Annotated in this window: 26 protein-coding genes and 3 pseudogenes; 25 read left to right on the plus strand and 4 right to left on the minus strand. The window is 38.5% G+C overall.

The features are described 5' to 3' along the window. Positions 1-58: 58 nt before the first annotated feature. The 4 genes and pseudogenes from MKP09_RS04320 (at position 59) to MKP09_RS04335 (ending at position 2,835) form a co-directional block, all read left to right on the plus strand. Positions 59-1,069, plus strand: a complete 1,011-nt coding sequence (locus MKP09_RS04320; RefSeq protein WP_240826590.1) for a branched-chain amino acid aminotransferase — start codon at positions 59-61, stop codon at positions 1,067-1,069. A 207-nt stretch (positions 1,070-1,276) separates the two neighbouring features. After that, positions 1,277-1,650 (plus strand): annotated as a pseudogene (gene rpsL, locus MKP09_RS04325) (30S ribosomal protein S12). A 49-nt stretch (positions 1,651-1,699) separates the two neighbouring features. Beyond that, positions 1,700-2,166, plus strand: a pseudogene (rpsG, locus tag MKP09_RS04330) (30S ribosomal protein S7). A gap of 216 nt (positions 2,167-2,382) precedes the next feature. After that, positions 2,383-2,835: a peroxiredoxin family protein gene (locus MKP09_RS04335; RefSeq protein WP_240826591.1), complete on the plus strand. Its 453-nt coding sequence runs from the start codon at positions 2,383-2,385 to the stop codon at positions 2,833-2,835. 8 nt (positions 2,836-2,843) lie between these two features. On the opposite strand, the gene MKP09_RS04340 is transcribed toward MKP09_RS04335, so the two are convergent. From MKP09_RS04340 to MKP09_RS04355, 4 genes are all read right to left on the minus strand, one after another. Then, on the minus strand, positions 2,844-3,107 hold the full coding sequence (locus MKP09_RS04340) for an acyl-CoA-binding protein (protein WP_240826592.1): 264 nt from the start codon (positions 3,105-3,107) through the stop codon (positions 2,844-2,846). Between the two features lie 225 nt (positions 3,108-3,332). Further along, positions 3,333-3,470, minus strand: a complete 138-nt coding sequence (locus MKP09_RS04345; protein WP_240826593.1) for a hypothetical protein — start codon at positions 3,468-3,470, stop codon at positions 3,333-3,335. A gap of 281 nt (positions 3,471-3,751) precedes the next feature. After that, a complete protein-coding gene (locus MKP09_RS04350) occupies positions 3,752-4,960 on the minus strand; it encodes an alkaline phosphatase family protein (RefSeq protein ID WP_240826594.1) in 1,209 nt (402 codons plus the stop codon). 82 nt (positions 4,961-5,042) lie between these two features. After that, a complete protein-coding gene (locus tag MKP09_RS04355) occupies positions 5,043-6,581 on the minus strand; it encodes a leucine-rich repeat domain-containing protein (protein ID WP_240826595.1) in 1,539 nt (512 codons plus the stop codon). 266 nt (positions 6,582-6,847) lie between these two features. Here MKP09_RS04355 and rpsJ point away from each other — a divergent pair, with 266 nt between their 5' ends. The 21 genes and pseudogenes from rpsJ (at position 6,848) to rplO (ending at position 17,578) form a co-directional block, all read left to right on the plus strand. Beyond that, a complete protein-coding gene (gene rpsJ / locus MKP09_RS04360; protein WP_008584585.1) occupies positions 6,848-7,153 on the plus strand; it encodes a 30S ribosomal protein S10 in 306 nt (101 codons plus the stop codon). A 273-nt stretch (positions 7,154-7,426) separates the two neighbouring features. After that, a complete protein-coding gene (rplC, locus tag MKP09_RS04365; protein ID WP_262915113.1) occupies positions 7,427-8,047 on the plus strand; it encodes a 50S ribosomal protein L3 in 621 nt (206 codons plus the stop codon). A 35-nt stretch (positions 8,048-8,082) separates the two neighbouring features. Further along, entirely contained in the window at positions 8,083-8,724 is a 642-nt protein-coding gene (gene rplD / locus MKP09_RS04370) for a 50S ribosomal protein L4 (protein ID WP_240826596.1), read from the plus strand. Between the two features lie 29 nt (positions 8,725-8,753). After that, positions 8,754-9,053, plus strand: a complete 300-nt coding sequence (gene rplW / locus MKP09_RS04375) for a 50S ribosomal protein L23 (protein ID WP_240826597.1) — start codon at positions 8,754-8,756, stop codon at positions 9,051-9,053. Positions 9,054-9,198: 145 nt separating this feature from the next. Then, positions 9,199-10,038, plus strand: coding sequence for a 50S ribosomal protein L2 (gene rplB, locus MKP09_RS04380; protein WP_240826598.1), 840 nt, complete (start codon positions 9,199-9,201; stop codon positions 10,036-10,038). A 90-nt stretch (positions 10,039-10,128) separates the two neighbouring features. Beyond that, positions 10,129-10,341, plus strand: a complete 213-nt coding sequence (gene rpsS / locus MKP09_RS04385) for a 30S ribosomal protein S19 (RefSeq protein ID WP_449586481.1) — start codon at positions 10,129-10,131, stop codon at positions 10,339-10,341. Between the two features lie 145 nt (positions 10,342-10,486). Next, a complete protein-coding gene (rplV, locus tag MKP09_RS04390) occupies positions 10,487-10,903 on the plus strand; it encodes a 50S ribosomal protein L22 (protein WP_240826599.1) in 417 nt (138 codons plus the stop codon). A gap of 9 nt (positions 10,904-10,912) precedes the next feature. Then, positions 10,913-11,674, plus strand: a complete 762-nt coding sequence (gene rpsC, locus MKP09_RS04395; protein WP_240826600.1) for a 30S ribosomal protein S3 — start codon at positions 10,913-10,915, stop codon at positions 11,672-11,674. 113 nt (positions 11,675-11,787) lie between these two features. Then, positions 11,788-12,210 carry a 50S ribosomal protein L16 gene (rplP, locus tag MKP09_RS04400; RefSeq protein ID WP_240826601.1) on the plus strand — a complete coding sequence of 141 codons (423 nt, stop codon included), beginning with the start codon at positions 11,788-11,790 and terminating at the stop codon, positions 12,208-12,210. Positions 12,211-12,234: 24 nt separating this feature from the next. Next, positions 12,235-12,450, plus strand: a complete 216-nt coding sequence (gene rpmC, locus MKP09_RS04405; protein ID WP_240826602.1) for a 50S ribosomal protein L29 — start codon at positions 12,235-12,237, stop codon at positions 12,448-12,450. A 111-nt stretch (positions 12,451-12,561) separates the two neighbouring features. After that, a pseudogene (gene rpsQ / locus MKP09_RS04410) lies at positions 12,562-12,764 on the plus strand (30S ribosomal protein S17). Between the two features lie 75 nt (positions 12,765-12,839). After that, positions 12,840-13,178 (plus strand): 50S ribosomal protein L14, encoded by a 339-nt coding sequence (gene rplN, locus MKP09_RS04415; RefSeq protein WP_449586482.1) that lies wholly within the window; start codon positions 12,840-12,842, stop codon positions 13,176-13,178. A 205-nt stretch (positions 13,179-13,383) separates the two neighbouring features. Then, positions 13,384-13,671, plus strand: a complete 288-nt coding sequence (rplX, locus tag MKP09_RS04420) for a 50S ribosomal protein L24 (protein WP_240826603.1) — start codon at positions 13,384-13,386, stop codon at positions 13,669-13,671. Positions 13,672-13,701: 30 nt separating this feature from the next. Continuing rightward, positions 13,702-14,277: a 50S ribosomal protein L5 gene (gene rplE / locus MKP09_RS04425; RefSeq protein WP_240826604.1), complete on the plus strand. Its 576-nt coding sequence runs from the start codon at positions 13,702-13,704 to the stop codon at positions 14,275-14,277. Positions 14,278-14,380: 103 nt separating this feature from the next. Continuing rightward, positions 14,381-14,572: a 30S ribosomal protein S14 gene (rpsN, locus tag MKP09_RS04430; RefSeq protein WP_449586485.1), complete on the plus strand. Its 192-nt coding sequence runs from the start codon at positions 14,381-14,383 to the stop codon at positions 14,570-14,572. 85 nt (positions 14,573-14,657) lie between these two features. Then, complete coding sequence (rpsH, locus tag MKP09_RS04435) at positions 14,658-15,056, plus strand: 30S ribosomal protein S8 (RefSeq protein ID WP_240826605.1); 399 nt, start codon at positions 14,658-14,660, stop codon at positions 15,054-15,056. A gap of 97 nt (positions 15,057-15,153) precedes the next feature. After that, the gene (gene rplF / locus MKP09_RS04440) at positions 15,154-15,708 is read left to right on the plus strand and encodes a 50S ribosomal protein L6 (protein WP_240826606.1); all 555 of its coding nucleotides are present in this window, start codon (positions 15,154-15,156) and stop codon (positions 15,706-15,708) included. Between the two features lie 125 nt (positions 15,709-15,833). Next, positions 15,834-16,190 (plus strand): 50S ribosomal protein L18, encoded by a 357-nt coding sequence (gene rplR, locus MKP09_RS04445; RefSeq protein ID WP_240826607.1) that lies wholly within the window; start codon positions 15,834-15,836, stop codon positions 16,188-16,190. Between the two features lie 27 nt (positions 16,191-16,217). After that, the gene (gene rpsE / locus MKP09_RS04450; protein WP_240826608.1) at positions 16,218-16,736 is read left to right on the plus strand and encodes a 30S ribosomal protein S5; all 519 of its coding nucleotides are present in this window, start codon (positions 16,218-16,220) and stop codon (positions 16,734-16,736) included. Between the two features lie 90 nt (positions 16,737-16,826). Further along, complete coding sequence (gene rpmD / locus MKP09_RS04455) at positions 16,827-17,006, plus strand: 50S ribosomal protein L30 (protein ID WP_240826609.1); 180 nt, start codon at positions 16,827-16,829, stop codon at positions 17,004-17,006. 122 nt (positions 17,007-17,128) lie between these two features. Beyond that, a complete protein-coding gene (gene rplO, locus MKP09_RS04460) occupies positions 17,129-17,578 on the plus strand; it encodes a 50S ribosomal protein L15 (RefSeq protein WP_240826610.1) in 450 nt (149 codons plus the stop codon). Positions 17,579-17,600: the final 22 nt, after the last annotated feature.

Consider the following 17,600-nt stretch of genomic DNA (forward strand, 5'->3'; position numbering starts at 1 on the left):
AATTTTACAAGAGTGTTCGTATATTCGCAATAACAATAATAGTCAAAAATAACATTTTATGGTAGAGGCAGTTCAAATACCTGTAGAGCGCATAAAAGACAGTAAATTGCCGCAGGTAGATTTTAAGAATCTGGGTTTTGGAAAGTATTTTTCTGATCACATGCTGGAGGCGGATTATGTAAATGGTGAGTGGTCCAGCGTCAAGATCAGGCCTTACCAACAACTCGGTTTTCTTCCAGCCCTATCAGTCCTTCATTATTCTCAAACTATTTTTGAAGGGCAGAAAGCTCATAAAGATGAAAACGGTAATATCCATATTTTCAGGCCACATGAGAACTGGAAGCGAATGAACCGTTCGGCCGAACGTATGGCTATGCCACAGGTTCCGGAAGAGATTTTTATTGATGGAATGAAGCAGCTAATCGAGCTGGACAAAAACTTTATTCCTTCAGGCTATGATGAATCACTTTACATTCGTCCGTTTTTATTTGCTTCGGAAGAAACATTGGGTGTGAAAGAAGCAAACTCCTATAAATTCTTAATTATTACGGGGCCGGTTGGTTCTTACTTTTCGGCGCCAGCGCGTATTTATGTAGAAGAAACGTTTACACGCGCAGCACCAGGCGGAACAGGAGCTGCAAAAACCGGCGGTAATTATGCCGCATCTTTATTATCGTCTGCCGAAGCCAAAAAGCAGGGCTACGACCAGGTATTGTGGATGGACGCGATAGAACACAAATATGTGCAGGAAGTAGGAGCCATGAATATATTTTTTATCATTGGCGATAAAATAATTACTCCTGATCTTACAGACGGAACAATATTGGGCGGCATTACACGCCTGAGCCTGATTGAAATGTTTAAAGATGCGGGACACGAAGTGGAAGAAAGAAAAATATCGATAGACGAAATTATAGACGCATATAAAAATGGCCAGCTGAAAGAAGTGTTTGGCGCCGGAACCGCGGCTACCATTAGCCATGTTAAAGAGCTGAAATATAAAGATTTTGTAATGGAGCTTGACGTGGATTCGATGACTATTTCGGCGGACATGAAAAAGAACTTTTAGATTATAAAGAAAACAAGAACGGCGATAAGTACGGGTGGTTAGAAAGAGTTTAACAAAAACATCAGATCGATTGAAAATTTCTCATAGCCCACGGATTAATCCGTGGGCTATGTTGTCAAAAAAATGATGATAGAAAAAGACACAATTTATTTTTGTTGATTCAAAATCTTATCCTACCTTTGCCGTCCAAAAATTAAAGGACAAGGAATGCCTACAATTAACCAGTTAGTACGTAAAGGAAGACAAATAATAAAAGCAAAGAGCAAATCAAGGGCTTTAGATCAGTGCCCTCAGCGCCGTGGCGTTTGTACTCGTGTGTACACAACCACACCTAAAAACCTAACTCTGCGCTTCGTAAAGTGGCAAAGGTTCGTTTAACTAATAAGATTGAGGTTATTGCCTACATTCCGGGAGAAGGACACAATTTGCAGGAACACTCTATCGTGTTAATTCGCGGTGGCAGGGTAAAAGATTTACCTGGTGTTCGTTATCACATAGTACGTGGTAGCCTTGATACTGCTGGTGTAAAAGACCGTAAGCAAAGCCGCTCTAAATACGGTACTAAAAGAGCTAAAAAGTAATTTTTAGATATTAGAAATTAGATTTTAAGAAATTAGAAATTAATATAAAATGCGTAAAGCACAAGCCAAGAAACTCCCTTTAGCACCAGATCCTAAGTTCAGTGATAAACTGGTTACACGCTTTGTAAACAACCTTATGTGGGAAGGTAAAAAAAGTGGTGCATTCACTATTTTTTACGATGCATTGGACAAAGTAGCCAAACAAACTAATGAAGATGGTTACGAGGTTTGGAAAAAGCATTGGCAAACGTTACTCCTGCTGTAGAAGTTCGTAGCCGCCGTATCGGTGGTGCTACTTTCCAGATTCCAGCAGAAGTACGCGCTGACAGAAAAGTTTCTTTGAGCATCAAATGGTTGATTCGTTATAGCCGCGACCGCAACGGACGTAGCATGGCTGATAAATTGGCTAATGAAATTGTAGCTGCAAGTAAAGGCGAAGGCGCTGCTTTCAAAAAGAAAGAAGATACACACCGTATGGCTGAAGCTAATAAAGCTTTCGCTCACTTCAGAATCTAACAACCTCATCTGGCCTTTGGCCACCTTGTCCTGAAGGAGAAGGGTAGATATAAATAGCTTTAAAAGCCCGTTCCGAAAGGAGTGGGCTTTTAACATTTAATACAAATGATGCAAGCCTATTTTTGTACTAACTGAACGTATGAAATCCTTCTCTTTATTAATATTAGCCCTTTTTTTATCTGCTTCTTAACATTACATGCCCAGACCCGGCTTGATTTGGTAAAGGATTATGTACTTGGCAAATTGTATCCCGAATTCGAACTCAAAAGTGGAAAGAGAATTGTTTCTGCTCAAAACTTAAAAGGTAAAGTAGTTTTCATTAATTTTTGGTTTGATAGCTGTCCGCCTTGTCGGGCTGAAATGCGTGGATTAGATTCCCTATACAGTATTTTAAAAGATAGCGCAGCGTTCGAATTTATTTCCATTACGTTTGAAGATAATCCTACTATAAAATGGGTAAGAAAGAAACGGAGGGTGAGCTTTCCCATGTATTCCACAAGCACTCAGGAGTGCCAACGCCTTAGCTTTGGTTGCGGGTATCCAACTAATATTATTCTTGATAAAAGAGGTGTGATCCGGTACATTAATGCGGGTGGTTTTCGTGATGCTGATAAAGCCACGCAATATATAATGGAAGTGATAAAACCGAAAATTGTTGAGTTATTATAACATGGTGGTTATTGACCATGTTTCAACTTCTCCACGAGGTCGATATATTCCTGCATAGCATCTTCCTTGCTTTTACCTGCCAACTCGCTCCAGGCGTTGTATTTAGCTTTATTTACAATATCAAATGGATTTGATGGAGGATCTATGTTAGTGTCGCCTACAGAGCCTTGTTTATAGAGTGCATATAATTTCAGCAGCGTATCGTTAGCAGGTTTTTCCGATAGCGTTTTGCTTTCGGCTACAGCTTTTTCGAATAATTGAGTAATATCCATTTTTCTTGATTTTGCAGTAAATTAAACAAAGAAGTTGATTAGCTGATTAATCGTAAAAAATATTGCCTGTGGTCAATATATCGTTTGGATTATTGTCGTTTATATAGGATGCCATTTGTACTGCAGTACAAGGGTGTGACACAATTTTGATGATTTATGTTTTGCAGCTGATTTCATAAAAAATGCCATCGCAAAGGATGGCATTTAACAACATGTATAAAAAGCTTAAGGCGTTATTTCGGGTATGGCTTTGCCAACACAACCACTTGGCATCTGTATGTGCAACAGGCCTGCCAGAGTGGGAGCAATGTCTGTCATGTACACTTCGCGATTGCTTTTGCCGGGCTTAATACCCCAACCCATCCAAACCAAAGGGATATGAGTGTCAAAAGGATTCCAGGTGCCGTGTGTGGTGCCGGTGCCATTATAAGCGCTTTCGAACCATCCGGGAAAAGGAATAATTTGAACAGTGCCTGATCGCTTAGCATTATACCCATTGATCGCACGCTCTCTGATGTCCTTTGGTATTGGTTCAACGCCAATATTTTCAATATCAATTACAAATTGAAGTTCGGGCTGTTGTTTCAGGTAATGTATAGTAGTTGCCTTTATAGCTTTATAATCCAGGTTATTTTGTTTGATCTTTACGTTGTTGAAATTGATCTGATAATTATTGTCAGATAATACAAGTTTATCTTCTTTAAACTCTTTTTCAAAGTCTCATTGAGGCCATCAATAATTTTTATGCTTTGTAAAAAATCAGCTGGCATTTTATTGTCTTTCATGAAATTGATAGAATGCGCTGCTCCGTGATCGGCAGTAAGGAATACTAAATAATTTCCCTTTCCAACTTTCTGATCAAGGAATTTGAAGAAGCTGCCCAGTTCTTTATCCAGGCGCAGATATACGTCTTCAACCTCGATGGAGTTAGGTCCGTATTTATGTCCAACATAATCGGTAGAGGCGCAATTGATCGTTAAAAAATCGGTAGCAGAACCATTACCCAGGTTGTTGCCGTCAACAGCGGCTTTAGCAAAGTCAAGCGTAAGCACATTACCATAAGGTGAGGTGCGAATCACATCTTTATCTGTTTTATAAAGTTCGCTCAGGTCATGAGGAAAGGATGACGTTTTTTCACCTTTGAATTTGCCTTCCCATTTTACTGCATCAGCAGTACTTTGCTTATAAGTATTGATGGGATAGAGCGTTGTCCATGGTGTAGCAGTTAATCTTGCAGGTTCGTCTTTAGCATTAAAATCCTGCACCCATTTTGGTAATTCATTCATATACCAGGTACTTGTAATAAAATCGCCTTTTGCATCATCGAACCAAAAAGCGCCAGTGGGGTTGTGTCCGGCAGGTAAAATAGAAGCTCTGTCTTTTAAGGAAACTCCAATAACTTTTGATTGAAAATTAGTAGCTAAACGAAGTTCATCTGTTATGGTTGTGGTTAGTAGATTTCTTGGCGACATTTTACCCGCTTTTGAAATGCTTCCTACAGCCTCAACTGTTGAGTCGTCAGTACAGTACACATTTTTACCAGTGGCCTGGTCTATCCATCCATTACCTGCAATGCCATGAATAGCGGGTACTGAACCGGTAAAAACTGTTGTATGTCCAACAGCGGTGTATGAAGGTATATAATTAATAAATGTGTTTTCGCAGCTAAAGCCTTCGTTTAACATACGTTTAAAACCACCATTGTTATCGTAACGATCGTAATAGCGATACAAATAATCCCAGCGCATTTGGTCCACTACAATGCCTACTACAAGTTTGGGACGTTTGATGGGTTGGGAGAAGGAAGATAGACTAATAATTAGAAGCAGAAGAGGGAGCAATAAGCGTTTCATTAACAATACTTTTTTCAAAAATAATGATTGAATGATGGAAACCTGAAATAAATTTATGATGATATGATTAAGGAGATTCTTTTTAAAGCGATTTTACAACTTGACTGCTCCCTCGCGGAATTATTTTTACAAATAGTTCTTTTTTAAATGAACTGGGTTCGTCTAACGACTGCCTGAAAATAAATTGAACCCAGCACCACGCTAAAACCGTTCTACTTCCAGTAAATCCGGATTGCCAATTAGGGCAGGAAAGTTTTAGCAGTCGTGTCGCTTCTTCTTTTGTTTGTTCTAATTGATAAGATACCGGAGTTATTTTTGTAATCCCACCCCAGGGTTTGACTACAAACTTGAGAACAACAGTATCTGACCAGGATTTGCTATTCTGAATTTTTGGAGAAATATTGGGGAAATTAAGATTTTGATTAAAAAAAGCGGATCCAGCCCCGGGTCTCCCTTTAAAAGAAGGCGCAACTTCTGTCTTGGTAAAAATATCGTACTCAAATATTTCGTCTTCAGCATAGCAGGGGTCTTTCCTGTTTTTTGATTCAGCGTAGCGCATTTGTTTATCATCAGCAGTAATAATAACCGGCTTTTTAGCGAGAGTTTTTCTGTATCGGGTATATTCTTCTTTAGGGATAAGTGTTTTTTCAATGGTTAAATATTTGAGAGATTTTGCCTGGAGTATAGCATCTGGAATATGCCTTACAGGATTATTATCAATTGAAAAATCAACAAGATTGGAGGCCTCAAAAATTTCGGGTGGAATAGAATCAATACGGTTATTGCTTAAGATTAGTTTCTCCAGTTGCGCCATTTGTTTGAGAAAAATAGGAATAACCTCAATTTCGTTTTTTTCTAAATTAAGCCATTTTAAAGAATTTAAAGAAGGAATCCAATCTGGAATTGTAGTTATATTACCATTGGTGATAATCAGGGTTTCTAAATCTCTACAGTTTTTTAACGATTGCGGAATTGCTGTAAAACTGCAATCGTAGGCATAAAAGGATTTTAACGAGAGTGGAAAGGAGTGAAGAGTTTGCTCTGTTAAAGGGTTTCTGGAGATATACAGTCTCTCAAGTTCAAGCATCTTGCTTAATTCAGGCAGCTGTGTTAATTGATTGTTTTCTATTTCGAGTGCTTTTAATTTGGGTAAGAAAATAATTGCATTAGGGAAAATTTCAAACCTGTTATTTCTGATATTTAATCGACTCAGTTTTTTTAACTGGCTAATCGATTTTGGAAGTTCATTAAGCTGATTGTAGGAAAGATTCAGATATTGCAGCGATGGATTGAATCGAGTATCGTCGCCTATTAAATGTATATCGTTTTCAGAAAGGTCTAAGGATTTTAAATATTTTACTTTTGTTACCCATTTTGGAATTTCCCGAAGGCCTGCATTGTTTATTGATAAACGTTCCAGATTTTGGAGCCGCGTAATATCTTTTGGTATTATTTTTAGCTTGTTCCCACTGATAGTTAAAGAACGTAGGTTTTTTAGCTTGTATATCTCTGGAGGTATCATAGATAGCGAGCCTCCAGTAAGGGTAAGATATTTTAGATTAGGCATTTTTGTGAGTAAACTAAGCTTTTCAGGAATAATTGCTTCGCGCTTTAACCACAAGTGGGTTACAGAATCTTTGTACTTATAAGCAGAATCAAGGTTTGAAAATATTATATTGCTCTTTCGAGTTGGTTGAGCGTTAGCTGTTATGCAATACAAAAAATAGAAAAGCAGAAGTTTTAAGTAGACTGGTTTTTTCATGAAAGCCACATTTGTAACAATAAGAGTTGAAATCAAAAAAATCCACAAAAATAGTTTCTAAAAATTAGTTTATTCAAAATCTTCGTGCTACATTTGCACTCCCAATTTAAAATGGGTATCTAACAATGTCGCAAAGAATCAGAATAAAATTACAGTCTTACGATCACAACCTGGTTGATAAATCAGCGGAAAAAATTGTTAAAACTGTACGTAGCACTGGCGCTGTAGTAACAGGCCCTATTCCATTGCCTACACACCGTAAAATATTCACAGTTCTTCGCTCTCCACACGTGAATAAAAAGAGCCGTGAGCAGTTTCAATTAGCTACTCACAAAAGATTGTTGGATATTTATACATCTTCTTCACGCACAGTTGATGCATTGTCTAAATTAGACCTTCCAAGCGGTGTTGAAGTAGAAATCAAAGCGTAAAAGCTCACAACTCCAAGGAGTAACAGCTAAAAACGCAACAGTTCTTATCAATAAAAATATCATCTCTCAACTCCGTTTTTGGCGGGAAAAAAGAGCTCTGATTAAAAATATTCTCAACAAATTATAGTTGAGAGCAACATAAAACAAGCCATTCAGGGTTTGTTTACTATCAGTACTTCCCGAAAAAGGAAAAGGTTGATAGCAAACGGGGATCGATTAAAGCGCACATCTGTGTTTCAAGTCCCAATAATCCTGCAAGGCATAAAATTTTAAATGATGAAAGGTATTATTGGGAAAAAATTAGGGATGACCAGCATCTACGATCCTACAGGCAAACAAATAGCCTGCACGATCATTGAAGCAGGTCCTTGTGTTGTTACACAGGTTAAAACTAAAGACACCGACGGATACGATGCATTACAAGTATCGTTTGGTGACAAAAAAGAAAGCCGCACTAACCAGGCCGAAAAAAACCACTTCGCAAAAGCTAACACTACAGCTAAAAAGTTTTCAACAGAATTTAGAAATTTCTCAATAGAAAAAGCCTTAGGCGAAACTATTAGCACTGACATTTTCTCTGAAGGAGAAGAAGTTAGTGTTGTTGGCACGTCTAAAGGTAAAGGTTTCCAGGGTGTTGTAAAACGTCATGGTTTCCATGGTGTGGGCGAGCAATCTCACGGCCAGCACGATCGTCAAAGAGCTCCAGGTTCTTTGGGTAACTCTTCAGACGCTGCACGCGTTATGAAAGGTATGCGCATGGCAGGCCGCATGGGTGGCGACAGAGTTAAAATGAAAGGTTTGAAAGTGGTGAAAATATTCGCTGAAAAGAACTACATATTGGTTAGTGGATCAGTTCCCGGTCATATTGGTTCAATCGTTTTAGTTCAAAATTAATTTAACCCAAAGCCTTAACATATAAATTAAAGAAAATGCAAGTTGAAGTTTTAAATATACAAGGTAAGGGTACTGGTCGTTCAGTAGAATTGCCCGATGATATTTTTGGTATTGAGCCAAACGATCACGTTATATACCTTGCGGTTAAACAATTTTTAGCTGCACAGCGCCAGGGTACTAACAAAGTAAAAACCCGTGCTGAAGTAAAAGGATCAAGCAAGAAATTACACAAACAAAAAGGAACTGGTGGTAGCCGTAAAGGTAACATCCGTAATCCTTTATACAAAGGTGGTGGTACTATCTTCGGCCCTAAACCTCGCGATTACAGCTTTAAGCTGAACAAGAAAGTTAAAGATCTGGCTAAGATCTCTGCTCTTTCTTACAAAGCAAAAGAAAACGCCATTGTTGTGGTTGAAGATCTGAACATCGACGCTCCAAAAACAAAAACATTAACTGGCGTATTAAAAGCGCTTAATGTTGGAGATAAGAAATTAATGTTAGTTTCTGATGTGCCAAACGATAATGTTGAATTGTCTTTACGTAATGTACCTTCTGTTTTAGGTGTATCGTTGAGCGACTTAAATACTTACGACATTGTTAACTCAGAAGTATTAGTACTTACTGAAAGCGCTGCCAAAGTTTTCTCTGAAGAAGAAGAAATTGTAGCTGAAGCATAAGAATTATCAAATTATCAAATTAATAGAAGATGAATCCTTCTCAAGTTTTAATAAAACCCATTTTAACCGAAAAAGCAAATGCGCAGCAGGAAAAACTGCATCGCTATGCATTTAAGGTTGATAAAAGATCTAACAAGTTGGAGATTAAAAAAGCTATAGAAACTTTTTACGGTGTTACCGTAACAGGTGTAAATACTGTAGTAGTTCCAGCTAAAAATAAAACCCGTTATACCAAAGCAGGTTTTATTAAAGGCCGTAAGCCTTCTTACAAAAAAGCGTATGTAACAGTAGCAGAAGGCGAAGAGATTGATCTGTACGCGAATATGTAAAGGTGCTTCTCCCTCTCATTTAGGAGAGGGTCGGGGTGAGGTTAAAGAATGGTGATTCAACACCGCAAATATTGAATAAAATAAAATGATTTTTGGCAAGTGACAGCAAATCATAATCCAAAATCAGAAATCAGAAATTACAAAAATGGCAGTAAAGAAATTTAAACCGATGACAGCCGGAACCCGTTGGAGAATCGGGAATGCTTACGCTGAAATTACTACTAACCAGCCTGAAAAGAGCTTGTTAGAAACTCAGAAAAGAAGTGGCGGTCGTAACTCTTCTGGTCACCTTACTATGAGGTACAGAGGCGGTGGACACAAAAAGAAATATCGTGTTGTAGATTTTAAAAGAGATAAGCGTGATATCGAAGCTACTGTAGCATCGATCGAGTATGATCCAAACCGTACAGCGTTTATTGCTTTAGTTGAATATACTGATGGCGAAAAGCGTTATATCATTGCTCCACAAGGTTTAACTGTAGGTGCAAAGATCATCAGCGGCGATGCCGTAGCACCTGAAATTGGTAATGCGCTTAAATTAAAGCACATGCCTTTAGGTACTAACGTTCACAATATTGAATTGAATCCTAATCAGGGTGGCAAATTGTCTCGTAGCGCAGGTTCTTCTGCACAGCTTACGAACAAAGAAGAAAAATACGCGATCTTAAAAATGCCTTCTGGTGAACTTAGAAAGATATTGATTAACTGCTACGCAACTGTAGGTGTTGTAAGTAACAGCGACCACAGCCTGCAAAGCATGGGTAAAGCCGGTAGAAACAGATGGAAAGGTATTAAACCAAGAACCCGCGGTGTAGCGATGAACCCTGTAGATCACCCAATGGGTGGTGGTGAAGGCCGCGCTTCTGGTGGACAACCTCGTAGCAGAAACGGACAATACTCAAGAGGCTTGAAAACAAGAACAAAAGGAAAAGGCAGCGATAAGTTAATCATCCAGCGTAAAAACGGAAAGAAACTGGCTAAGTAATTTGAAATTTAGAAATTAGAAATTAGAAAATTAAGATATGGCTCGTTCAATTAAAAAAGGTCCTTATGTAGCTACTCACTTAGAGAAAAAGTGTTAGCCATTAATGAAGGAAAAAATAAAAAATCGGTGATTAAAACATGGAGCCGTCGCTCTACTATTACTCCTGATTTTGTAGGCCACACATTTGCAGTACACAACGGTAACAAATTCATCCCGGTTTATGTAACTGAGTTTATGGTGGGTCACAAATTAGGCGAGTTTGCGCCAACACGCCAGTTCAAGGGTCATGCTGGTGGTAAATAAAAATAATTAGTTAGTAGGGAGTAGCGAGTGGGGAAAATAGTTAAAAAACTACCACAAACTACAACTGATAATAAAAAATGAAAGTAGGGTAAAGGTCAAAGAAATAAAACCTGAAGCCTGAAACCTGAAACCTGAAATTTTAAAAATGGAAGCAGTAGCAAAACTTAGAAATTATCCAACATCGCCCCGTAAAATGAGGCTGCTTGCAGACCTTATACGTGGTCAAAGGGTTGATTTGGTATTGGCTGAATTAGAGCACAATCCCAAACACTCTTCTGTACCTCTTCGCAAGCTGGTTTTAAGCGCTATTAATAACTGGAAACAAGCGAACGAAGGTGGAGATGAAACAGGATTAATTGTAAAAACTATATATGTTGATGGTGGCAGAACTTTAAAGCGTATGCGCCCTGCACCTCAAGGCCGTGGATACCGTGTACGTAAACGTAGCAACCACGTTACTTTGATAGTGGATGTTAAAGCTGAAGAGGCTCCTAAAAAAGTGAAAGCTGCTCCTAAAAAGGCTGCCGCTCCAAAAAAGACAAAAGAAACTAAAAACGCATAACCAATAAACATGGGTCAAAAAGCAAATCCAATTGGTAACAGGTTAGGTATCATCCGCGGATGGGAATCTAATTGGTATGGAAGCAAAAGAGATTTCGCTTCTAAGTTAATTGAAGATAACAAAATCAGGACTTACCTGAACGCCCGTATCAATAAGGGTGGTATTTCTAAAATTGTTATTGAAAGAACTTTAGGAAAATTAATCATTACGATTCATACATCTAAACCAGGTATTATCATTGGTAAAGGTGGTGGAGAGGTTGACAGAATTAAAGAAGAGTTGAAGAAGCTTACAGGCAATGACGATGTACAGATCAACATTCTTGAAATCCGTCGTCCTGAAACTGATGCGATGATCGTTGGCGATACTATTGCCCGTCAGATCGAAAACCGTATCAACTTCAAACGCGCTACTAAAATGGCTATTGCTTCTGCGCTTCGTATGGGTGCCGAAGGTATAAAGGTGAAATTAAGCGGTCGTTTGAATGGTGCTGAAATTGCACGTAGCGAAGAGTTTAAACAAGGTCGCGTTCCATTGCACACTTTCCGTATGGATATTGATTATGCTAATGTGTTTGCACAAACAGTATATGGTAAAATCGGTATCAAAGTATGGATTTGTAAAGGAGAGGTTTTAGCAAAAAGAGACCTGAACCCGAACATAATTGCAGGCAACGATAAGAGCGCAGGTGGTGGCGGTGGAGATCGCAGAGGAGACCGCAGAGACGACAGAAGAGGTGATCGCCGTGGTGCAAGAGAAAGGAAAAATTAATTAAAATAATTAGCGATTAGCTACTAAGCTGATGTGCTAATGAAGATAGATTTAAATAAATAAATGTGAAGTTGGCTCATTAGCAAATTATCACATTAGCAAATTAAATAGCAATGTTACAACCGAAGAGAACAAAGCACAGGAAAATGCAGAAAGGTCGCATGAAAGGCGATGCGAAAAGAGGTACAACGATATCTTTTGGTTCCTATGCTTTAAAAGCGTTAGACTCTCATTGGATTACCGACCGTCAGATAGAAGCAGCGCGTCAGGCGCTTACCCGTAGCATGAAGAGGGAAGGTAATGTATGGATCCGTATTTTCCCTGACAAACCAATCACCAACAAGCCTGCAGAGGTTCGTATGGGTAAAGGTAAAGGTAACCTTGAGTATTGGGCAGCAGTGGTTCAACCGGGCCGTATCATATTCGAAGTAGATGGCGTTAGCGAAGAAGTAGCACGCAGGGCATTACAATTAGCGTCCGGAAAGCTACCTATCAAGACCAAATTTACTATGCGTAGAGATTTGATCACAAATTAATTCGCCACTCTCAAATATAAAGTCATGTCAAAAAAGAAAGAATTTTTAGATAGCGTAAAAGGATTAAGTGTAGAAGATTTGAAAGTGCAGTTGGAGCAATCTAAACAAAGATTAAAAAAGCTGGAATTTGCTCACGCAATCACTCCGCTTGAAAACCCAATGTCTATTCGCGGTTTGCGCCAGGACATTGCACGTATCCAAACTTTGATCGGCCAGAAAACAACGGTTGAACAAGCATAAAATATTTTGATGTGTAAACATCAGAAGTAAAAAACGTCAAACGGCAAATTATTTACAATGTCTGAAAGAAATTTAAGAAAAACAAGAATAGGGGTTGTTACCAGCAACAAGATGGAAAAAACCATAACTGTTGCTATTGAAAGAAGAATCAAGCACCCTATCTACGGTAAGTTTTTGAAAAAAACGAGCAAGTTTCATGCGCACGATGAAAAAATGAGTGCAGCATTGGCGATACCGTAAGAATCATGGAAACCCGCCCGCTGAGCAAATTAAAGCGTTGGAGGCTGGTAGAAGTTGTTGAAAAAGTAAAATAGTAAATTATAAATATTGGATGATGAATGTAGAATTTTAAATTCATAATTCATAATTCATAATTCAAAATTCGTAAAATGATACAGCAAGAAAGCAGGTTAAATGTAGCAGATAACAGCGGCGCGAAGGAGGTACTTTGTATTCGTGTTTTAGGTAACAGCGGCCAGCGTTATGCAAGAATAGGCGATAAAATTGTAGTTACCGTTAAAGATGCAATGCCTGCAGGCGGTATTAAAAAAGGTACAGTTGCCAAAGCAGTAATTGTGCGCACTACCAACAAACTACGCCGTAAAGATGGTTCATATATCAGGTTTGATGACAATGCCGTTGTGATATTGAATGCTGCTGATGAGCCAAGAGGTACACGTATTTTTGGACCAGTAGCCAGGGAGTTGCGTGTGATAAAGGATACATGAAGATCGTATCATTAGCGCCAGAAGTACTATAAAATAATTAGCTGATTAGCTAATATGCTAATGCAGTCAGTTTAAGAAGATCTTTCGATATTATAGACATGTTTTAGTTTGATAAATTAGCAGATTAGCACATTATCAGATTAGCAAATTAAATAAAAATGAGCAACAGATTTAAACCCAAGTACAACATTAAAAAGGCGACCAGGTGGTTGTGATTACTGGTGCAGATAAAGACAAAACCAAACCACGCCTTGTAAAAGAAGTATTGGTAGAAGAAGGTAAAATTTTGGTTGAGGGTGTTAATATTAAAACACGCCACACAAAACCTTCGGCGCAAAACACTAAAGGTGGCATTGTAAAAAGCGAAGCTCCAATCAACATCAGCAATGTCATGTTATGGGATGCAAAAGCTAAAGCACCTTCTAAAATTAGACGTGAGCGCGAAGACGGAAAAACAGCCCGCGTATTTAAAAAATCGGGAGAAAAAATTTAATCTTTTTAGCGATTAAAACAACAAAAGATCATGAGCACAAAATCATATACCCCAAGGTTGGTAACGAAATATAAAAGCGAAGTAGCACCTGCTTTGGTTAAAAAGTTTGCTTACAAAAGTGTAATGCAGGCTCCTAAGCTTGAAAAAATTTGCGTAAACCGTGGTGTAAACGGTGCTGTTACCGATAAAAAATTGGTTGATGTGGCTGTAGATGAGCTAACAACAATCACTGGACAGAAAGCCGTTACGACACAATCTAAAAAAGATATCTCCAACTTTAAACTTCGTAAACACATGCCAATTGGTGCAAGGGTAACTTTGCGTGGCGAGAAAATGTACGAGTTTTTAGATAGGTTGATCTCTGTTGCATTGCCTCGTGTACGTGATTTCAAAGGCATTAGCGAGAAATCTTTCGACGGACGTGGTAACTATACAATGGGTGTTACTGAGCAAATCATTTTCCCTGAAATTGATATTGACAAAGTAAACAAGATCACTGGTATGGATATTACTTTCGTAACTACCGCACAAACAGATGAGGAAGCTTACGAATTGTTGAAAGAGTTAGGTATGCCTTTCAAGAACATTAAAAGAACAGCTGAGTAATTAATAAAACTGAATAATACAAAATGGCAAAAACTTCAATAAAAGCCCGTCAGCTAAAAAGAGAGAAAAATTAGTTGAGCAATATGCGGCCAAAAGAGAAGAGTTGAAAAAAGCCGGTGATTATGCCGCTTTAGATAAGCTTCCAAAAAACTCATCTAAAGTTCGTCTTAAAAACCGTTGCCAGCTTACAGGTCGCCCTAAAGGTTATGTACGTTACTTTGGTATTTCCAGGGTTGCTTTAAGAGACATGGCTTTGAACGGAAAAATACCTGGGGTTAAAAAAGCCAGCTGGTAGAAAAGTTGCCTGTTGCCGATTGCTGGTTAGCCAGTAACAGGTAGCCCGTAACAATAAATTTAGAACTGATTTAATTATTATAAAAATGGTAACAGATCCAATAGCAGATTTCTTAACAAGAATACGTAACGCACAAATGGCGGGTCACCGTGTGGTTGACATTCCTGCATCCAACCTGAAAAAGCGTATGACTGAAATCTTGTACAAACAAGGTTACATACTTAAATACAAATTTGAGGAGGACAATAAGCAAGGCGTTATTAAAATAGCTTTGAAATACAACGCTGACACAAAACAGCCTGCTATTCAAAGCCTGGAAAGAGTAAGCCGTCCCGGTTTACGCCAGTACGCAAAGCCAGCTGAGATCCGTAGAGTGAAGAATGGTTTAGGTGTTGCAATTCTGTCTACTTCTAAAGGTGTATTAACCGACAAAGAAGCTAAAGCACAGAATGTTGGCGGAGAAGTTCTTTGCTACATTTATTAATAGCGCATCGAAGCTGTCAATACATTAAGCCGGACCTATGTAGGCTGACCGGTTGACAGTAGTAAATAGTAATTGAAAATCTTAAAAAGACAATCAAATGTCACGTATAGGTAAAAAAATAATAACTGTTCCCGATGGCGTAACAGTACAAGTAGGTAACGACAATGTTGTTACTGTAAAAGGAAAAAAAGGCGAGTTAACTCAAGCTGTTAGTTCTGATATTAAGGTAGAAGTTAAAGACGGGCAGGTTACATTAAGCCGTTCAACTGATCAGATACAACATCGTGCACAACACGGTTTATATCGTGCGTTAGTAGCTAATTTGGTACAAGGTGTAACTGATGGATTTGAGAAAAAGATGGAATTAGTGGGTGTAGGTTATAAAGCTACTAACCAAGGTAATGTTCTTGATCTTTCTTTAGGTTATTCTCATAACATCATTGTTGAAGTTCCAAAAGAACTTACAGTAGCTACTGAACAATTAAAAGGTCAAAACCCTATTATTACCATTTCAGGAAGCGATAAACAATTGGTTGGAGCTGTTTGCGCTAAAATACGCAGCCTTCGCAAGCCAGAGCCTTACAAAGGAAAAGGTGTACGTTTTGTAGGTGAAATCGTAAGGAAGAAAGCTGGTAAATCTGCAGGTAAATAAAGCCCCTATTCGCTAACTGGCGGAGAATATATGGGTTCGAATATAAAAATCTTTAAATAAAAATAGTTTCTGGCAGAATCAGAAACGTAAAAAACACTCCCCTTTAGGGGATGGGGGTAAAAAAGATGTCAAACGCAAAATCATTAAGAAGAACTAAGATACGCCACACTATTCGTAGAAAGATAAGTGGTACTTCGCAAAAACCAAGGTTAGCTATATTTCGTAGCAACACCGATATTTATGCGCAGTTGATTGATGACAGCACTGGTGTAACTATTGCTGCTTCTTCTTCAAAAGATAAAGATATTAAGGCTCAAAGCGGAAACAAAAGCGAAAAAAGCAAGTTAGTTGGAGCTGCAATTGCACGCAAAGCTGGTGAACTTAAAGTAACAGAAGTTGTTTTTGATCGTGGTGGGTATCTTTACCACGGTCGTGTAAAGGCTGTTGCAGAAGGTGCAAGAGAAGGCGGACTTCAATTTTAATAAATATTATAATTCTAAATAGAAATAATGTCAACAGTTACGTACAACAAAGTAAAAGCAAACGATCTTGAGTTAAAAGACAAGGTGGTAGCCATTAACCGTGTGGTAAAAACTACAAAAGGTGGCCGTGCTTTTAGTTTTTCAGCTTTAGTAGTAGTGGGCGATGGTAATGGAGTTGTGGGCCATGGCTTAGGCAAGGCTAAAGAAGTTCAGGAAGCTATTACAAAAGGTATTGAAGATGCAAAAAAGAACTTAATTAAAGTTCCTATTTTAAAAGGCACTATTCCTCACGATCAGTGGTGTAAAGAAGGTGCAGCTAAGGTAATGATTTTACCAGCCACACCGGGTACGGGTGTAATTGCCGGAGGTTCTATGCGTGCTGTTTTAGAAGCTGCTGGTGTACACGATGTATTAGCAAAGTCTTTAGGTTCTGCTAATCCTCATAACGTGGTAAAAGCTACTTTTAAAGCTTTAGCTATGTTGCGCGAGCCGGTAACTATCGCTAAAACACGCAACTTAGGTTTAAAGAAAGTATTTCACGGATAAACCTCTAATCCGCCTGGCGGAAAACGGTTTGCCCAATACACTTAATATTAGTTAACTCTAAAAATATTCCGCCGCAGGCGGATCAGGGGTATGAAAAAAGTAAAAATAACATTGGTGAAAAGCCCGATTGATCGTCCGCAAAGACAAAAACTTACTTTGCAGGCCTTAGGCTTAAATAAAACCAACAGCAGCAAAGAGCATGAAGCTACACCTCAGGTGCTTGGTATGATCCGCAAGGTGGAGCACATGTTGAAAGTAGAAGAAATTTAATTTTTTGACTACGGATGTAGAATTTGAGTGTAAGTGTTATACATTTGCAAACTTAATTCTACATTTATTTTTTATAAAGCGAGCCTCCGCTTTGAGGCGTAAGTAAATAAAAAAGCAATACAATGAAATTACATGAACTGAAACCTGCAAAAGGTTCTACACACAAAGAGAAAAGAATTGGGCGTGGTGAAGGTAGTGGTTACGGTGGCACATCAACTAAAGGTAACAAAGGTGGACAAAGTCGCGCTGGTTACAAAAGCAAGATGGCTCACGAAGGTGGTCAGATGCCTATTCAGCGCCGTGTGCCTAAGAGAGGATTTAAAAACCCTGGTAGAATAACCTATAAAGTATTTAACGTAGGTCAATTTGATCATTATGCTGAAGCGTACGGATTGACTGAATTTACATTCGACAGTCTTTATGAAATCGGTGCTGTAGCTAAAACTGATAAAGTGAAGATTTTAGGAAATGGTGAATTGAAAGGAAAATTCAACTTTAAAGTTCATGCTATAAGCGAGAAAGCTAAATCTCTCATTGAAGGAGTTGGCGGAACTGTTGAAATTTTAAAATAATTCTGAATAAGTTACGTGACGC

Source organism: Paraniabella ginsengisoli (assembly GCF_022513635.1).
GTDB classification, from domain to species: Bacteria; Bacteroidota; Bacteroidia; order Chitinophagales; family Chitinophagaceae; genus Niabella; species Niabella ginsengisoli.